At 69.9% G+C, this 15,820-nt stretch carries 12 protein-coding genes; 4 read left to right on the top strand and 8 right to left on the bottom strand.

Annotated features, from left to right (window positions below):
• Positions 1 to 102 precede the first annotated feature (102 nt).
• Positions 103 to 1,533, top strand: coding sequence for a S8 family peptidase (locus tag ACLJPX_RS32000; protein ID WP_410604188.1), 1,431 nt, complete (start codon positions 103 to 105; stop codon positions 1,531 to 1,533).
• A 41-nt stretch (positions 1,534 to 1,574) separates the two neighbouring features.
• Here ACLJPX_RS32000 and ACLJPX_RS31995 read toward each other — a convergent pair whose 3' ends face one another.
• From ACLJPX_RS31995 to ACLJPX_RS31985, 3 genes are read right to left on the bottom strand one after another with little or no spacing between them, the layout of a single operon-like run.
• Positions 1,575 to 2,402 (bottom strand): ABC transporter permease, encoded by an 828-nt coding sequence (locus ACLJPX_RS31995; protein ID WP_101606003.1) that lies wholly within the window; start codon positions 2,400 to 2,402, stop codon positions 1,575 to 1,577.
• 1 nt (position 2,403) lies between these two features.
• Entirely contained in the window at positions 2,404 to 3,219 is an 816-nt protein-coding gene (locus ACLJPX_RS31990) for an ABC transporter permease (protein WP_410604187.1), read from the bottom strand.
• Entirely contained in the window at positions 3,219 to 4,133 is a 915-nt protein-coding gene (locus ACLJPX_RS31985) for an ABC transporter ATP-binding protein (RefSeq protein ID WP_410604352.1), read from the bottom strand. The genes ACLJPX_RS31990 and ACLJPX_RS31985 overlap by 1 nt, the downstream gene beginning before the upstream one ends.
• Positions 4,134 to 4,251: 118 nt before the next feature.
• Here ACLJPX_RS31985 and ACLJPX_RS31980 point away from each other — a divergent pair, with 118 nt between their 5' ends.
• The gene (locus tag ACLJPX_RS31980; protein WP_410604186.1) at positions 4,252 to 5,277 is read left to right on the top strand and encodes a M14 family zinc carboxypeptidase; all 1,026 of its coding nucleotides are present in this window, start codon (positions 4,252 to 4,254) and stop codon (positions 5,275 to 5,277) included.
• 59 nt (positions 5,278 to 5,336) lie between these two features.
• On the opposite strand, the gene ACLJPX_RS31975 is transcribed toward ACLJPX_RS31980, so the two are convergent.
• From ACLJPX_RS31975 to ACLJPX_RS31960, 4 genes are all read right to left on the bottom strand, one after another.
• Entirely contained in the window at positions 5,337 to 8,681 is a 3,345-nt protein-coding gene (locus ACLJPX_RS31975) for a phosphodiester glycosidase family protein (RefSeq protein ID WP_410604351.1), read from the bottom strand.
• Between the two features lie 128 nt (positions 8,682 to 8,809).
• On the bottom strand, positions 8,810 to 9,553 hold the full coding sequence (locus tag ACLJPX_RS31970; RefSeq protein WP_410604185.1) for a maleylpyruvate isomerase family mycothiol-dependent enzyme: 744 nt from the start codon (positions 9,551 to 9,553) through the stop codon (positions 8,810 to 8,812).
• Positions 9,554 to 9,609: 56 nt separating this feature from the next.
• Positions 9,610 to 10,020, bottom strand: a complete 411-nt coding sequence (gene ndk / locus ACLJPX_RS31965; protein WP_020629465.1) for a nucleoside-diphosphate kinase — start codon at positions 10,018 to 10,020, stop codon at positions 9,610 to 9,612.
• Between the two features lie 64 nt (positions 10,021 to 10,084).
• Positions 10,085 to 10,432 (bottom strand): winged helix-turn-helix transcriptional regulator, encoded by a 348-nt coding sequence (locus ACLJPX_RS31960; RefSeq protein ID WP_410604184.1) that lies wholly within the window; start codon positions 10,430 to 10,432, stop codon positions 10,085 to 10,087.
• A gap of 112 nt (positions 10,433 to 10,544) precedes the next feature.
• Here ACLJPX_RS31960 and ACLJPX_RS31955 point away from each other — a divergent pair, with 112 nt between their 5' ends.
• Positions 10,545 to 11,438 carry an NAD(P)-dependent oxidoreductase gene (locus ACLJPX_RS31955; protein ID WP_410604183.1) on the top strand — a complete coding sequence of 298 codons (894 nt, stop codon included), beginning with the start codon at positions 10,545 to 10,547 and terminating at the stop codon, positions 11,436 to 11,438.
• Here ACLJPX_RS31955 and ACLJPX_RS31950 read toward each other — a convergent pair.
• On the bottom strand, positions 11,392 to 12,948 hold the full coding sequence (locus tag ACLJPX_RS31950; protein ID WP_410604182.1) for an alkaline phosphatase D family protein: 1,557 nt from the start codon (positions 12,946 to 12,948) through the stop codon (positions 11,392 to 11,394). The genes ACLJPX_RS31955 and ACLJPX_RS31950 overlap by 47 nt on opposite strands.
• A gap of 160 nt (positions 12,949 to 13,108) precedes the next feature.
• Here ACLJPX_RS31950 and ACLJPX_RS31945 point away from each other — a divergent pair, with 160 nt between their 5' ends.
• Positions 13,109 to 15,490 carry a penicillin acylase family protein gene (locus ACLJPX_RS31945; protein ID WP_410604181.1) on the top strand — a complete coding sequence of 794 codons (2,382 nt, stop codon included), beginning with the start codon at positions 13,109 to 13,111 and terminating at the stop codon, positions 15,488 to 15,490.
• Positions 15,491 to 15,820 lie beyond the last annotated feature (330 nt).

The following is a 15,820-nucleotide window of genomic DNA, read 5'->3' as shown; positions in this document are numbered from 1 at the left end:
CCCGGCCGAGGGTGGCTAGCGTGCCGCTCGGGGGTGCCGGAATCCAGCCCGGCCCAGGCCGCGGCACCCTCGTTGTCCCCTGTTTCTCCGGTGGGAGGTCCGGTGTCCCTGCTGGGACGGTCCCTGCGAGCAGCCGTGTGCGCCTTCGTGGTGCTCTGCGGCTCGGTCGCCGCTGTCTCGACGGCGGACGCGGAGCCATCGTGCCATCCCCAAGGACGGGCGCTGCGCTACGTCGTCGCCTTCGACAGGGGTACCACCGAAGCCGAGGCCAGGACCGCGATCACCGGCGGCTGCGGCAGCACGACGATCTACTACCCGCAGATCGCGGTGGCCGTCGCGACCTCGGCCGACCGGGACTTCGCCGAACTGGTCCGGCCCGCCGCCGCGTTCAGCGCGCAGGCGGAACGGCTGGCGGTGCAGCGGGCCAACGGCACCCCGTCGGCCAAGGCCGCACCCACTCGCGCCGGACTGGAACCGACGGATCCGGCGAAGGTGGACACGGCCGACCGCACCGGCGAGCAGTGGGACATGCGCGAGATCGGGGCCGACAAGGCCAGGGTGATCGAACGGGGCAGCAGCGACGTCGTCGTCGGCGTCCTCGACTCCGGTGTCGACGCCGCCCACCCCGACCTGACGACCGCGCTCGACCCCGGCAAGTCGGCGGGCTGCCTGACCGGCGTGCCCGACCGGAACTGGACCGCGACGACGTCGGTGCACGGCACCCACGTGGCCGGCATCATCGCCGCGGCCGACGACGGCAAGGGCGTCACCGGGGTGGCGCCCGGGGTGCGGATCGCCTCGGTGAAGGTGATCGACGACCGCGGGTACGCCGACCCCGAGGCCGCCGTCTGCGGGCTGATGTGGGCCGTTTCACAGCGCATGGCCGTGACGAACAGCAGCTACTTCGTCGATCCGTGGTCGCTCTCGTGCGCCCACGACGACAAGCGGGGCGTGGTGAACGAGGTCATGGCCCGCGCCGTCGAGTACGCGACCTCGGCGGGCACGCTCAACGTCGCCGCGGCGACCAACGAGGCCGTCGAGCTGGCGCCGTCGGCGCGCTCGGGTGCCCGGACCCAGGCCGAAGGCTGCCAGGCGCTGCCCGCCGGCCTGCGGGACGTCGTCGCGGTGTCGTCCGTGAGCGCGGAGCGGGTCAAGGCCGGCTACAGCTCGTACGGACTCGGAGTGATCGCCGTGACCGCGCCCGGCGGCGAGGCCGGGCGATGCGTGCTCTCGACCGTTCCCGGCGGATACGCGCCGCTGTGCGGGACGTCGATGGCGGCGCCGCACGTCGCCGGTGTCGCGGCCCTGCTCGCTTCGGAACACCCCGGCTACGGCGCCCGCCAGCTGAAACGGACGCTGGACGCGCAGGCGGCTCCGATCGCGTGCCCCGCCGACTACGACCTGACCGGCGACGGCTCGCAGGACGCGTACTGCACCGGGTACGCGGGCTTCAACGGCTTCTACGGACACGGGATGGTCGACGCGCTGGCCGCCGTGGCGCCCCGGCAGCCGGGCGCGAACGCGGCCCGGTGAGTTCGGCGTCCCGCGTTCAGTCCTCTGAATGCGGGACGAGGTCAGCGCAGCAGGAGCTTGCCGAACCGCCGCGACGCTCCGTAGATGCCGATGGCCGCCAGCGCCAGCAGGTACGCCACGTTCCCGACCATGCTCCACGACAGCACGCCGACCGAGAGGCCGCGCATCAGCTCGATGCCGTGGTACAGCGGGAAGATCCGCACGATCCACTGGATCGCCTCGGGGTAGACCGACAGCGGGTAGAAGGTCGTGGAGAACAGGAACAGCGGCATCAGCACGAGGTTGATGTAGTCGAACTGGGACACCGACCGCAGGAAGGTCACCAGCACGATGCCGACGGCCGAGAACGCCATCGCGATCAGCAGCGCCGCCGGGATCATCAGCACGGCCCACCAGGACCCGGGGAGCCCCATCGCGGTCATCACGCCGAGGAAGGTCACCGAGTAGATCCCGCCGCGCAGCACCGACCAGCCGACCTCGCCGAGCGCGATGTCCAGCGGCCCGATCGGGGTGGCGAGCATGGCGTCGTACAGCTTCGCGTACTTCAGCTTGAAGAACAGGTTGTACGTCGAGTCCAGGATCGCGCCGTTCATCGCCGACGCCGCCAGCAGACCGGGCGCGACGAAGGCGACATACGTCATCGTCTGGCCACCGGGGCCGACGACCTCGCCGACGAGTTTGCCGAAGCCCAGCTGGAAGGCCATCAGGTAGAACAGCGGCTCGAAGGCGCCGGACACGAACAGCATCCAGACGTGCGAGTACGTCAGGAACGTGCGTTCCAGCACCGCCTTCGAACGGCCGCTGTACATCGACGGCGGCAGGACGCGCAGCAGCACCCCGCGCCGCGGATCCCCCGTGATCACAGCCATTTCAGACCACCAGCCGTCGGTAGAAGTACTTGTGCGCCAGCGCCCAGCCCGCACCGGCCAGCACCATCAGGAAGGCGAGGTGCCCCAGCGTGGCGAGCGGTCCGACGGTGCCGAGGCTGACCGCCCTGGCTGCCTCGTTTCCGTGCCACAGCGGGGAAATCCAGGCGATCCACCGCAGTGGCACCGGCAGTTCGGCGATCGGGAAGAACGTTCCGGAGAACAACGTCATCGGGATCAGGATGAACCTGAACACCAGGCCGAACCGGGCTCCCTCGTCGTACGTGGTCGCGGCCAGCGCCATCATCGGGGTGCCGCAGGCGATGCCGGTGAGCGTCCCGATCAGGATGACCGCGAGCACGCCGAAACTCGTCCACGAGCCGAACAGGGCGGCGATCACGGCGTAGATCGCCCCCGCCAGGGTGAGCCGGATCCCCACCCAGATGATCTGGCTGCCGAGCACCTGTCCCGGGGTGATCGGGGACGCGGTGACGGCCACGTAGCTCTGCTGCCATTTGAACCCGGACAGCACCGGGTAACTCGACTCCCCCACCGCCAGCTGCGCGCCGCCGGCGACGAGCAGCGCGGGCGCGACGTACTCGAGGTACGAGAACCCGCCCGTCGCGGCGCCCGCCTGCACCTGCGAGCCGAAGCCGAGCCCCATCGCCGCCAGGAACAGCACCGGTTGCAGGCCCGTCGAGTACAACGTCGACAGCCAGTACCGGCGGTACCACATCCAGTACCCCTCGACCCGCAGCCAGGCGCCGAGCCAGGTCGACACCACGCGGCCCGTGGAGGCCTTCGTCTCCGCTGTGGTCATCAGTCCACCAGCGTCCGGCCGGTGAGGCGGAGGAAGACGTCCTCCAGCGAACTCCGGCGGACCAGGCTCGACAGCGGCCGCAGCCCGCGCGCGTGCGCCTGTTCGAGGGTGGCCTCGCCGGTCATCGTGTAGAGCAGGACACGGTCCGGCAGCACCTCGACGCGTTCGGCGAGGCCCTCGATCCGCTTCGCGGCCGACTCCTGCTCGCCGTTCGGGAAGCGCAGTTCCACGACCTCGCGGGTGGAGTACCGGCTGATCAGGTCGGCGGGCGAGCCTTCGGCGGCGATGCGGCCGTTGTCCATCACGACCAGCCTGTCGCAGAGCTGCTCGGCCTCGTCCATGTAGTGCGTGGTGATGATCAGCGTGGTGCCGCCCGCCTTGAGCCGGAACAGCCTGTCCCACAACAGGTGGCGGGCCTGCGGATCCAGCCCCGTCGTCGGCTCGTCGAGCAGGAGCAGCTCCGGGTCGTTGACCAGGGAGCGCGCGATGGTCAGCCGCCGCTTCATCCCACCGGAGAGCGAATCGACCTCCGCGTCCGCCCGGTCGGTGAGCTGGGCGAACTCCATCAGCTCCTCGGCCTTGCTCCGCACGTGCGAGCGCGAGAGCCCGAAGTAGCGGCCGTAGATCTGCAGGTTCTGCCGGACGGTGAGCTCGGTGTCCAGGTTGTCCTGCTGCGGCACCACCCCGAGCCGGGCGCGGATCTTCGGCCCCTCGACGTCCGGATCCATGCCGAGGACCCGCAGGTCGCCGTCGCTGCGGGGGGACACGCTCGCGATCATCCGCATGGTGGAGGACTTGCCCGCGCCGTTGGGCCCGAGGAAGCCGAACGCCTCCCCCGGGCGGACCTCGACGTCGATCCCGCGTACGGCCTCGAAATCGCCGAACCGCTTGACCAACGCCTTCGCCTGCACCATCGCCGGTCCGTGCTCTGCATCACCCACGGTTGGCACCCTAGGACCTGCCACCGACAAAATTCGACCGGTTTAACCGCGCCCTTGTTGGACGGTCCCGGCTCGTCGATACTCACCGACCATGAGTCTCAAGCCCAGAATCGCCCTGTTGTCCGTTTTTGTCAGCGCCGGGCTCCTGGTGGCGCCCGCCGCGCAGGCAGCCGAGACCGCCGGGACCACTGTGGACGGTCGGACCGTCGACCCGCGTCCCTCCACCGCCAAGCTCGCCTTCGAGCTGCACAAACTCGCCCTGCTCAGCCACGGGAAGATCCGCGTGGACAAGATCGGCCGCAGCAACGAGGGCCGTCCGGTGTGGGCGGCCAGGGTCGGCCACGGCAAGACCCGGATCCAGTACGTCACCCAGCAGCACGGCGACGAGCCGCTCGGCACGCCCGCCGCGCTCGAGTTCCTGCGCCAGGTCGGCGTCGGGCACAGCCCGTGGGCGCAGAAGCTGCTCTCGAAGGTGACCGTCGACATCGTCGTGCGCGCCAACCCCGACGGGAACGAGCGCGACTGGCGCTACAACTACGACCCGGACGCCACTCCCGAATACGGTGAGAAGGGCAAGGGCTACGACATCAACCGGTACCACGACCCGGCTGTCGCACCCAAGGACAACCCGGCCACCGAAGCGGGCCTGATCCAGCGGCGGAACGCGTCGTTCAAGCCGGACATCATGGTCGACTACCACATGCAGGGCCGGTACAAGGATGCCAACGGCAGGGAGATCACCGCGTCGACGCTGTGGCCGACGAATGCGGGCGTGAAACAGTCCGATGTGGACTTCGCGAAGCAGATCGCGGTCGTGGTGCAGCGGTCGATCGACGGCAACGGCGGCTATGTCTCGCAGTATCCCGGCGGTGACTACCAGGGCATCGCGCGCAACGGGTACGGACTGCTCGGCAACGGCAGCGTGCTGATCGAGCTGAGCCTCATCCCGGAGCGGGAGCAGGCGCAGATCCAGGACGCGCTGGCGTCGATGCTCGCGATCGCGAAGACCGCGGCCGACGGTTCGGTGCGGAAGGTGGACCCGGCGAAGGCCGACGCGATCCCGCCGCGCGGTCCGGCGCTGCCGGGCACGGTCGAAGAGGCGCACGAAGCCGCTTGAGGGACGCTATGAAAGGCCCGTTACTTGCAAAATTTGCAAGTAACGGGCCTTTCATAGCACTACCGGACGGTGATCGAGAGGCTCTTCGCCACCCCGTTGACGGTGACCGAAAGGTTCGCCACTCCCGGCCGCAGCGCGGTCAGTACCCCGGTCGCCGGGTCGAAGGACGCGACGTCCCACGGCATCGCGGGCAGGAAGCCGTCGGCGACGTGCGTGGCCCAGCCGCCCTTCCAGTCCGCGCTGACCGGGTACGAAACCGGCACCTGACGCGCTCCCTGCGTCACCGCGGCCCGGATGTCCGCCTTCTCCCCGCGCGCCAGCGACGACGGCCCGGACAGCGTCAGCGCGTCGACGTTCGGCCGCGTCTCGAACCGCACCGGCTGCGCCTTGTCCCCCGGCTCGAACCGGACCATCGTCCATCCGACGAAACCGCCGTCACCGGGCGCGGCCGCGGGCGACTTCCCGGAGTTGCCGTTCACCAGGTACGGCACACCGTCCACGCGCGACAGGTTGAAGACGCCCGCGTGCGAAGCGATCGCGGCCGCCTGCTTGCCCGACTCGCGTTCGAAGGCGGTCAGCCAGCCGGTCAGCATGGCGGCCTCCTTGCGGTCGGCCAGTTGCGAGTTCCCGGTGGGACTCGGGTCCTTGACCGGATGGTGCATCGCGACGGCCACGCCGCGGATCCGCCGGTCGGCCTTCGCGCCGTCGAGCGCCTCGCGCAGCATCCGGATCTGGTCAAACCCGCCCGCGCGCAGCGAACCGCGCGAGGAGTCCATCAGCACCAGCCGGATCCCGGCGACGTCGACGACGCGGTGGGTCTCGCCGAACGCCGCCTGGAACTCGGCGAGTCCGTGCCCGCCGTCGGCCTCGTGGTTGCCGGGCACGTAGTACCAGGGTGCCTTGCCGACGAGTTCCTGATCGATGATCGAACGGGCCAGCACGAAGTCGGCGGCCGTGCCGCGGTCGACGAAGTCGCCGTTGATCAGCACGAGATCCGGTTTCGCCGCCACCGCCTCGCGCAGCGCGCGCCGGGCCTGGGCGACCAGCGGCCCGTTCGGGTCGTCGGCGGTGAACTGCGCGTCGCTGACCACGGCGATCCGCAGCCCGCCGGTCGCGGTGCCGTCGGTGATCAACCCCGGGTCACGCGGCGCCGGGTCGGCGGGGACGGCGGCTGCGGGCGCGACCTCGAAGGTGAGGTCGTCGAAGACCAGCCGTCCCTCGTACTGTTGATCCGGGACGTTCTCGACGGCGTAGAACCTCGTCAGCCGCTGCCCGTCGGGGAGACCGGCCGGGATCGCCGCGCGGACGTAGCGCCAGCCCGTCCAGTCGACGCTCAGCGTCAAGTCCACAATGGACGGAACGTTGGCGGCGTCGCGGAGTTCGGCCCGCAGCCAGGCCCCCTTCGCGTCCCCGTTGACCCACAGGCCGACGCGCTGGGTGCCGGGCGGCAGCGTGATCGGCGCCGCCGAGTTGACGTAGGCCGCGCGTGTGGCGTTGGTGCCGTTGAGCCGGTAACCCAGCGCGAGACCGCGTCCGCCGTCACGGCCAGCCGCCTCGGAAAGCGCGGCGCCGACGACAGCCGGGAAGACACTGGCGGACCAGCCCGCCGGGCCGTCCAGCGAAGCCACCACGCGGGATTCCGTGCCGACGGACGCCGCCAGATGCGTCACCTTCCCGCCCGCGGTGGCGGTGATCGCCGAAGCGCCCGAGGCCTTCAACGCGGTCACCGCGAACCCGTCGCCGGACGGCTCGATCCGCACCACGGCGGGGTCGTAGTCGAGTTTGACGTCGTCGGGTTCGATCCACGTGCCGTAGCCGTCGGCGTCATAGCCGAGGACCTTGAACGTGCTCTTCGCGCCTTCGCCCGACAACGCGACCTGCTCGGTGCTGGTGCCCAGCCGGACGGGTGAACCGAGGACGTTCAGCGTGGTCTTGCCCAGGACACCGCCGCGCTTCGCGTAGACCTCGACGTCCGCGGGCGCGTCGGGCCGGAACCGGTCGGCATGCCCGGTGAAGACACCGTTGGTCACGGTGCCGCGGAAGGGATTCGTGCTGACCCACTGGGCGGAAGCCGTGACGGCGGCCCCGGTCTCGTCATGCGCGCCGGCGGCGAGTTTCCGCGTCAGCCCGGAAAGCACGCGAGTGGCGTCAGCGGTGTCCTGCGCGGGACGGGGCGAGAAGCCGGTCAGGCGTCCGCTGCCGGGCACGGTGGTGACGCCGATCCCGTTGGGCACCAAGCGTTCCCCACCGTCCGACGGCGAGTTACGCACGAGCGGCGCCTTCTCGCCTTCCTCGCGGGCGAGCAGGGTCGAGGAGCCGCCGCCGTCGAGGTTGATGGCGTCGTCCGCGCCGAGCGACTTCAGGTGACGGGCGAGTTCCAGTTCCGTCATGCCGCGGCTGTCGGCCTGCCGTCCGTCGACCGTGGCGAGCCACATCTTGGTGCCGTCGGCGGAGAACCCGACCGCGGTCCGCGGGTGCATGGCGACGTTGTCGACCGGCTGGATCACGCCGTCGCGCAGCAGGACGACGTTCCCGCCGATCGAGACGGACAGCTTGCCCGCGTCGCTCTTCGGCGCGTAGGCGACACCGACCCGGTCACCGGTCTTCAAGCCGGACAACGCGTCCACGCCGCCGTCGCGGGCGAGCAGGACCGTCACGCCCGCGGCGATCGGGCCGTCCGCGGGCTGCGGCCGCACCTGCGTGACGACACCGTCCCGGAGCTCGATCTCGACGACGCGCCGGGCGCCCGCGACCGAGGTCCGCCGCGACGACGCGCCCCACAGCGGCGTGTAGACGCCGATCGCGTCACCGCCCAGCACCGGGCTGTTGAAGTTCGACGCGGGCACGATCTTGCCGTCGGGCAAGGTGATCGACGCGTCGAGGAACACCTCCGCGAGGCGTGCCTTGCCTTCCTCGGTGATCGACGCGGTCAGGTTGTGGCCGCGCGCGGGCGCCGTCTGGAGTTTCCCGGCGTCGACGCCGACGCCGATCGGCGCGCCGGTGGCGTTGATGTCGAAGAAGTCGCCGTTGACCCCGGCGACCGCGCCGGACCTGGCGACCTGCTGCGACAGCGGCGTCCGCGCGGAAACCGTGCCAGGGCTGAGGTACGCCGGTTTGAGGGTCTTGCTGGTGAGGTCGACGGCGAGGGTGTCGCCGCGGATCCAGCCCGCCGGGTCGTACCGGTCGAACTCGGTGAGGCTCAGGCCCGGTGCCACGCGCGAAGTCGCGCTGGTGGTGACGAGACCGTCGTCGGGCGCGGCCACGGCGTACGCGGACGGGCCCTCTTTCGCCGAGGAGGCCGCGGGGGCGGCTTCGACGGGCGCCGGACCGAGCGGAGCGGTCAGGGGATCGGCGTGCACCGGCGCGGCGATCAGCGAAACCGGCAGCAGGGCAGCGAGCAGCAACAGGCGTGATTTTCTCACGAATTACCCCACGATCGAGTGACAGGCGGCTCCGCCCAGCACAGCGGACGCGAGCCGCCAGGAGAAGACCCCGAGGTGAACGTGAACCGAACGGCGTAGGGCGCCGAAGCTCAGGGAGTGAAAGGCCCGGCGAGGAAGGTCTCGGCGGCTGCGACGTCACCGGCGAGCTCGAGGCCCGACTCGGCGAGACCGACCCGTTGCCACAGCAGCAGATCGAGTCCTTCCGCGGGACCTTCGACGACAGCGCCCGCCGCTTCGGCGGGGTCGGCCTGTCGCGAGCCGGGAACGTCGTCTTCACCCGGCGGTGTGATCAACCAGGCGTGTCCGGTGTCGGACGTCTTCAGCAGCAACGGAACGGTGACCACCGGCGGGGTGTGCCAGCGCTTCACCTTCGGCAGCATGCCGACGAGGACCTCGTCCACGCCGTCGGCGGCGACGGACGGGTCGAGGGTGTACGGGGTTCCGGCCGCGCGATGCGCGTCGAGCAGGTGCACCGCGGTCTCGTGGACCTGGCGGCGGAACCAGAAGGCCTTGATCTTGGCGGCGGCGGTGAAGTTCCAGGCACGGTCTTCCGGGGAAGCCGCGCTCAGGGCCTCGATCAGGCCGTCGGCGCATTCGCGGTACCAGGCGGTGAGGTCCGCATCCGGTTCGACTTCGAAGATCTGCGGGGCAGGCTCACCGGTCCGGGCGATCTCCGTCGCCCAGCGATGGACGTTGCCGAGGTGGACGACCAGGTCACGCAGGCTCCAGTCGCCGCAGCACGGCACCGGCGCGGCGTGGTCACCGGTGCTCGCGACCTCCGCGAAACCGGCGGTGAGTTCCCGCAGCCGTGCCAGGTACTCGTCCGGTGTCATCGCCACTCCCCCAGATCCGTGGGTGACGCGGTCTTCCCGCGTCACCCACGAGTGTGTCAGACCTCGGGGAACCAGAGCTTGAGCTCGCGCTCGGCCGACTCCGGGGAGTCCGAGCCGTGCACCAGGTTGTACTGGGTCTCCAGCGCGAAGTCGCCGCGCAGGGTGCCCGGGGTGGCCTTCTCGACCGGGTCGGTGCCGCCGGCGAGCTGGCGGAAGGCGGCGATGGCGCGGGGTCCCTCGACGGCGAGCGCGACCAGCGGGCCCGAGGTGATGAACTCGAGGAGGTCGCCGAAGAACGGGCGCTCCTTGTGCTCGGCGTAGTGCTCCTCGGCGACCGAGCGCTCGACGGTGCGCAGTTCGAGGGCGACGAGCTTCAGGCCTTTGCGCTCGATGCGCGAGATGACCTCGCCGACGAGGCCGCGCGCGACGCCATCGGGCTTGACGAGGACCAGCGTGCGTTCAGTCACGGCGGTATTTCTCCTTGGGTGGGTTTCGTGCTATTCGCCCGGAGCCTACTGGGTGCTTCGCCGCTCACTTCACGTCGGACCAGGGAAGGGCTTCGATGCGCTCGAGATGCTCCTCGCCCCACTCGCCGAGCGCGGCCATCGCGGTGTCGAGGGACTCCCCGAACGCGGTCAGCGAATACTCGACCTTCGGCGGAACCTGGTGATACACCTCGCGATGCAGCAGTCCGGTGGTCTCCATCTCGCGCAGTTGCAGGATCAGCACCCGTTCGCTGATTCCGGGCACCGCGCGCCGCAGTTCCCCGAAGCGCAGCGGCCCGTCCTGGAGCGCGAACAGGACGAGCCCTTTCCATTTGCCGCCCATGACGGCGATCGCGGCGTCGAGGCCGCAGGTGAACGTGCGGTTCTTGGTCATCGTCACACATACCTTTTTGTCAGTACCCGGCAAAATTGTAGGTACTTGAAGGAATGTACGTGAAGCCCCAGCATGAAGTCATCCCGAAGATTTCCCTTGACTGGAGCGAAAAATGACGAAGACCCCGGTGACCGTCGTCGGACTCGGTTCGATGGGCTCGGCCCTGGCGGGCGCGTTCCTCGCCGCCGGGCATCCGACCACCGTGTGGAACAGGACGGCTACGAAGGCCGATCCCCTTGTCGCACAGGGAGCCCTCAAGGCCGCAACGGCCGAAGAAGCGGTGCGGGCGAGCCCGCTGATCATCGCCTGCCTGACCACCTATGAGGACACTGTCGCGGCCTTGGACACCGCCACGCTGACCGGACGCGCCTTGGTCACGCTGAACAGCGGCTCACCGGCGGGAGCGCGGCGGATGGCGGACTGGGCGGCGGGCAAGGGCGCACGGTTCCTCGACGGCGCGGTCAAGAACGTGCCGTCGGCCGTCGGTGCGCCGGACACGCTGCTGTACTACGGCGGCGACAAGTCCGTCTTCGACGAACACGGGGACACGCTGCGGGTGCTGGGTGGCGACACCGTCCACCTCGGCGAGGAGACCGACCTCGCGGCGCTGTACGAAACGGCCGTCGGCGGCACCCTGTTGCCCGCGCTGGTCGGGTTCTTCCAGGGTGCCGCCTTGCTGCGGTCACGCGGCCTCGAAGCCGAGACACTCCTGCCGTACGCCACCAAATGGTTCGAGATGATCATCTCGGTGCTTCCGATGTACACCAAGGAAATCGACAGCGGCGACTACTCCGCTCCCGCCGCCTCGGTGGACATCTTCCACGCCGGTGCCGCCACCGACCTCGAACTGGCCGAGGAGGGCGTCGACGTCGGCTGGCAGCTTCCGCTGCACGACCTCGTGCGGCGGGCCGCCGAGGCCGGGCACGGCGACCGCAGCATCGCGGTCCTGACGGAGTTGCTCAGCGTTGGGGCTGCAGGGTCTTCTTCCACAGCGAAGCGCCCGTAGCGTCGCGCAGATCGACGGTGAGCGTGCCGCTGCGGCCGTCGATGTTCACCTCTCCGAAGTGCTGGAACCCGTCCGCGGGCGAGGTGTTCGCCGCGGGCGGGGCGTGCACGAACACCGCTTCCGGCCCGAAGGTCGGGTCGAGCGTGTTCGGGCCGAACGCGCCGGCGTTGAGCGGGCCGGAGACGAACTCCCAGAACGGTTCGAAATCGGTGAAGGAAGCGCGATCCGGCGAGTAGTGGTGTGCCGCGGTGTAGTGCACGTCGGCGGTCAGCCAGACGACGTTGCGCACGCGGCGCCGCGCGATCTCCCGCAGCACCCAGGCGAGTTCGGTCTCGCGGCCGCCGGGCGCGCCGGGCAGGCCGTTCGCGACGCCCTCGATGCCCTTGCCGTCCGGGACGGTGAGGCCGATCGGGAGGTCGGCCTGGACGATCTTCCAGGTGGCGGTGCTGCGGTCGAGCGCGTCGACGAGCCAGCGTGCCTGGCGGTCGCCGAGGATCCGGCCCGGCTTGGTCTGGTCCGCGGTGTTGGCGTCCTTGTAGGTCCGCATGTCCAGCACGAACACCTCGGCGCGCGAACCGTGCCGGAAGTTGCGGTAGACGCGGCCGTCGACGGCCTGGCGGCGGTCGATCGGATGCCATTCGTGGAACGCTTGGAACGCGCGGCCGGCGAGGACGTCGACGCGCTTCTCGGTGTACTCGGGACGGTCGTTGAGGATCTCCCCCGGGTACCAATTGTTCACGACTTCGTGGTCGTCCCACTGGACGTACGCGGGCACGTTCGCCGTGAAGCGCTTGAGGTTGTCGTCGAGGAGGTTGTAGGCGAACTGGCCGCGGTACTCGTCGAGCGTCTCGGCGACCTTCGACTTCTCCGGGGTGACGATGTTGCGCCAGACCCGCCCGCCGGGCAGCGCGACGGTCTCGGTGAGCGGCGCGTCGGCGTACACCGTGTCGCCGCAGTGCAGGAACAGATCCGGACGACGGTCGGCCATCGCGCGGTAGATCGTCATGCCGCCGCGTTCGGGGTTGATGCCCCAGTTCTGCCCGGCGACGTCACCGGACCACACCAGGCGGACGTCGGAGCGGCCGAGCGGCGCGGTGGCGAACCGGCCGGTGACGGCTTCGCTGCAGGTACGGCCGTCGAGCGATTCGGCGGTCACGCGGTAGTGGACCTCGGTCCCCGGCAGCAGACCGGCGACGCGGACCTTGCCGGTCCCGCCGGTCTCCGGGCTCATCACCGGACCGCGCACGCGGCGCGCGTGACGGAACGAGGGGTCCCTGGAGACCTCCACGATCAGCCGCGAAGGCCGGTCGGCGCGCGACCAGACGATGCCGGAGCCGGTGGTGACGTCGCCGGACTGGACACCGTGGGTGAGCACCGGACGGCCGCCGCGGATCAGCGGGACGGCGTTCGCGGTCGCGGTTCCGGGGAGGAGCAGTCCGCCCGCGACGGCCCCGGCGCCGGTGAGACCGGCTTTGAGCAGCGTGCGGCGATTGTGGTGGGAAGCGGTCATGGCGCGGTTCTATCCCGCGGCCACGGCCGGTGGGCCAACGGCGGTTTGCGCGGCGGTGAACGAGTGGGCGGTATTTCTGCCTCCACCGATCGGCCGCTGCTTCCCCGGTGTCCCCGCAGGTAGCTTCGATCACGGGGATGATCGATCCGGAGGGGGAACGATGCGAAGAATCCAACGTGGCTTCGTGCTGCTCACAGCGGCTTTGGCGACGTCGAGTCTGATGACGGGGGTCTCGTCGGCGGACGAGCTGGGCCGGTCGCGGGCGGTGATCAGCTACACCGAGTTCGGGATCCCGCATATCGCGGCCAAGGACTTCGACGGACTCGGCTACGGCTACGGTTTCGCCGCGGCCAAGGACAACGTCTGCGAACTCGCCAACACCTATCTGACGGTGTCCGCGCGGCGCTCCGCGTACCTCGGGGCGGGCGGCCAGGGCAATCCGGCGATGAGCGAGGCGAAGACGAACCTCGACAGCGACCTGCATTTCCAGCGGATCAACGACTCGGGCGTCGTCGAACGCCTCGTCGCCCAGCCCGCGCCACACGGCCCGCGCACGGAGGTGCGGGAACTGGTTTCCGGCTACGTCGAGGGCTACAACACGTATCTGAAGCAGACCGGCGCCGACCGCATCACCGATCCGGTCTGCCGCGGCGCGGACTGGGTCCGGCCCATCACCGAACTCGATTTTTACCGGCACTTCTACGCCGTCTCCTCGGTGGCCGGGCAGGGCCTCCTCGCCTCCGATCTCGCCAGGACCCAGCCGCCGTCCGCGAAGGACGCTCCGGCCGCGGCCCCGGACTCGGCACCGCGGATCGCCGACGGGCTCCGCAAGGCCATGAAGACGGGCGAGCTCGGCAGCAACGGCATCGCGATCGGGGGCGACGGGACGCGCTCCGGCGGCGGCCTGCTGCTCGGGAACCCGCACTACCCGTGGCAGGGCGGGCGCCGGTTCTGGCAGTCGCAACTGACCATTCCCGGCCGGTTCGACGTCGCGGGCGGAAGCCTGCTGGGCATCCCGCTGCCGCAGATCGGGCACACCGCCGACGTCGCGTGGACGCATACGGTGTCGACCGCGATCACCTTCGGCCTCTTCGAGGTGCCGCTGACTCCTGGTGACCCCACGACCTACCTGGTCGACGGCAAACCGGAGAAGATGACCGCGCGTGAGGTGAAGGTCGAGGTCCGCGAACCGAACGGCGAGCGACGGCTGGTCGGCCGCACGTTCTACGGGACGCGCTACGGCCAGGTGATCGGGTCCGCCTTCGGGGTACCCACGCCGTGGACGGCGAAGTCCGCGCACGCGCTGCGGGACGGGAACGCGGGCAACCTGCGCGGCCTCAACACCTGGTTCGAACTGAGCAAAGCGCACAGCACCAAGGAAGTCGCCGAGGCGCTCGCCCGGACCCAGGGCGTCCCGTGGGTCAACACGATCGCCGCCGACCGGGCCGGTAACGCGCTCTACACGGACATCCAGGTCGTCCCGCACGTCACCGACGAACGGGCCACGACCTGCGGGACCCCGCTCGGCCGAGCGTTGTTCCCCGGCACCGGATTGTCCATTTTGGACGGCTCGAAGTCCTCGTGCAACTGGGGAAGCGACCCCGGCTCCCTCGAACCGGGCCTGTTCGCGCCGTCCCGGCTGCCGGTGCAGCAGCGCCGCGACTACGAACTGAACGCCAACGACAGCGCCTGGCTCGCCAACGCGCGCGCCCCGATCGCCCCGCTCCCCCGGATCGTCGGCACGACCGGGACGCAGCGTTCGGACCGGACGCGGGAAGCGCTGATATCCGCCGAAGAAGGCTTGGCGGGCAAGGACTTCACGCCGTCGTCCATGAAGGACCTGCTGTACCGGGACCGAAGCCGGACCGCCGAACTCACGGCCGCCGACACGGCAAGGATGTGCGCGGCCTTCCCCGGCGGACAAGCACCATCCGCGTCGGGCCCGGTGCCCGTCGGGAACGCGTGCGCCACCCTGGCGGCGTGGGACCACACTTTCCGGCTCGACAGCCGCGGCGCACTGTTCTTCCAGCGGTTCGCGGAACGGCTCGGCGGGCTGCGGAACATCTGGCAAGTCCCCTTCGATCCGAACCAGCCGGTCACGACGCCCAATACGCTCGCCACGGGGAATTCAGCGGTGCAGAGCGCTTTCGGTGACACACTCGCGGAATTCCGCGGCGGCGGGCTCCCCGTCGACGGCAGGCTCGGCGACAACCAGGCCGTGACGCGGGCCGGGCAGCGAATCCCGATCCACGGCGGACCGGGCGGCCTCGGCGTGCTGAACGTGATCACGTCGCTGTGGGATCCGGCGAGGGGCAACCACGAGGTCGTGCACGGATCCAGTTTCGTGCAGGTGGTCGGATTCAGCGGCAAGGCCTGCCCGGACGTCTCGACGATCCAGACCTACTCGCAGTCGACTGACGTCACTTCGCCGCATTTCGCCGACCAGACGCGGTTGTACTCGCAGGGCGGCTGGGTGCGGGGGCGGTTCTGCGGGGCGGACATCGCGAAGTCACCGGAACTTCGGGTAGTGCGACTGCGGTAGGCGTTGGGCTCGTGAGTGGCAAGGACGGTTCTGGTGGACCCGTCTTTGCCTACCCACTGGATCCTGGGTGAGTGGGGAGGATTCGGGACGTTCAACGTCTCAAATCTTCCCCGCTCGGCTGCCGTCAGCGAGGTCGCGGGAGTGACACGGTCTACTCCCATTGACGATGAAGGAATCAGGACACTCAACGTCCCAATTCCTTCATCGTCAACTTCGGCACCCGCGTGAGCCGCGACCCCGTAGTGGTCAGGTGGCCGCGTGAACCGAGCGTGGAGGAATCAGGACGTTGAACGTCCCAAATCCTCCACACACGAACCCGCCGCGGCGAAA

Source organism: Amycolatopsis sp. lyj-90 (assembly GCF_046549035.1).
GTDB lineage: Bacteria > Actinomycetota > Actinomycetes > Mycobacteriales > Pseudonocardiaceae > Amycolatopsis.
This window is presented reverse-complemented; position numbering and strand designations above follow the sequence as displayed.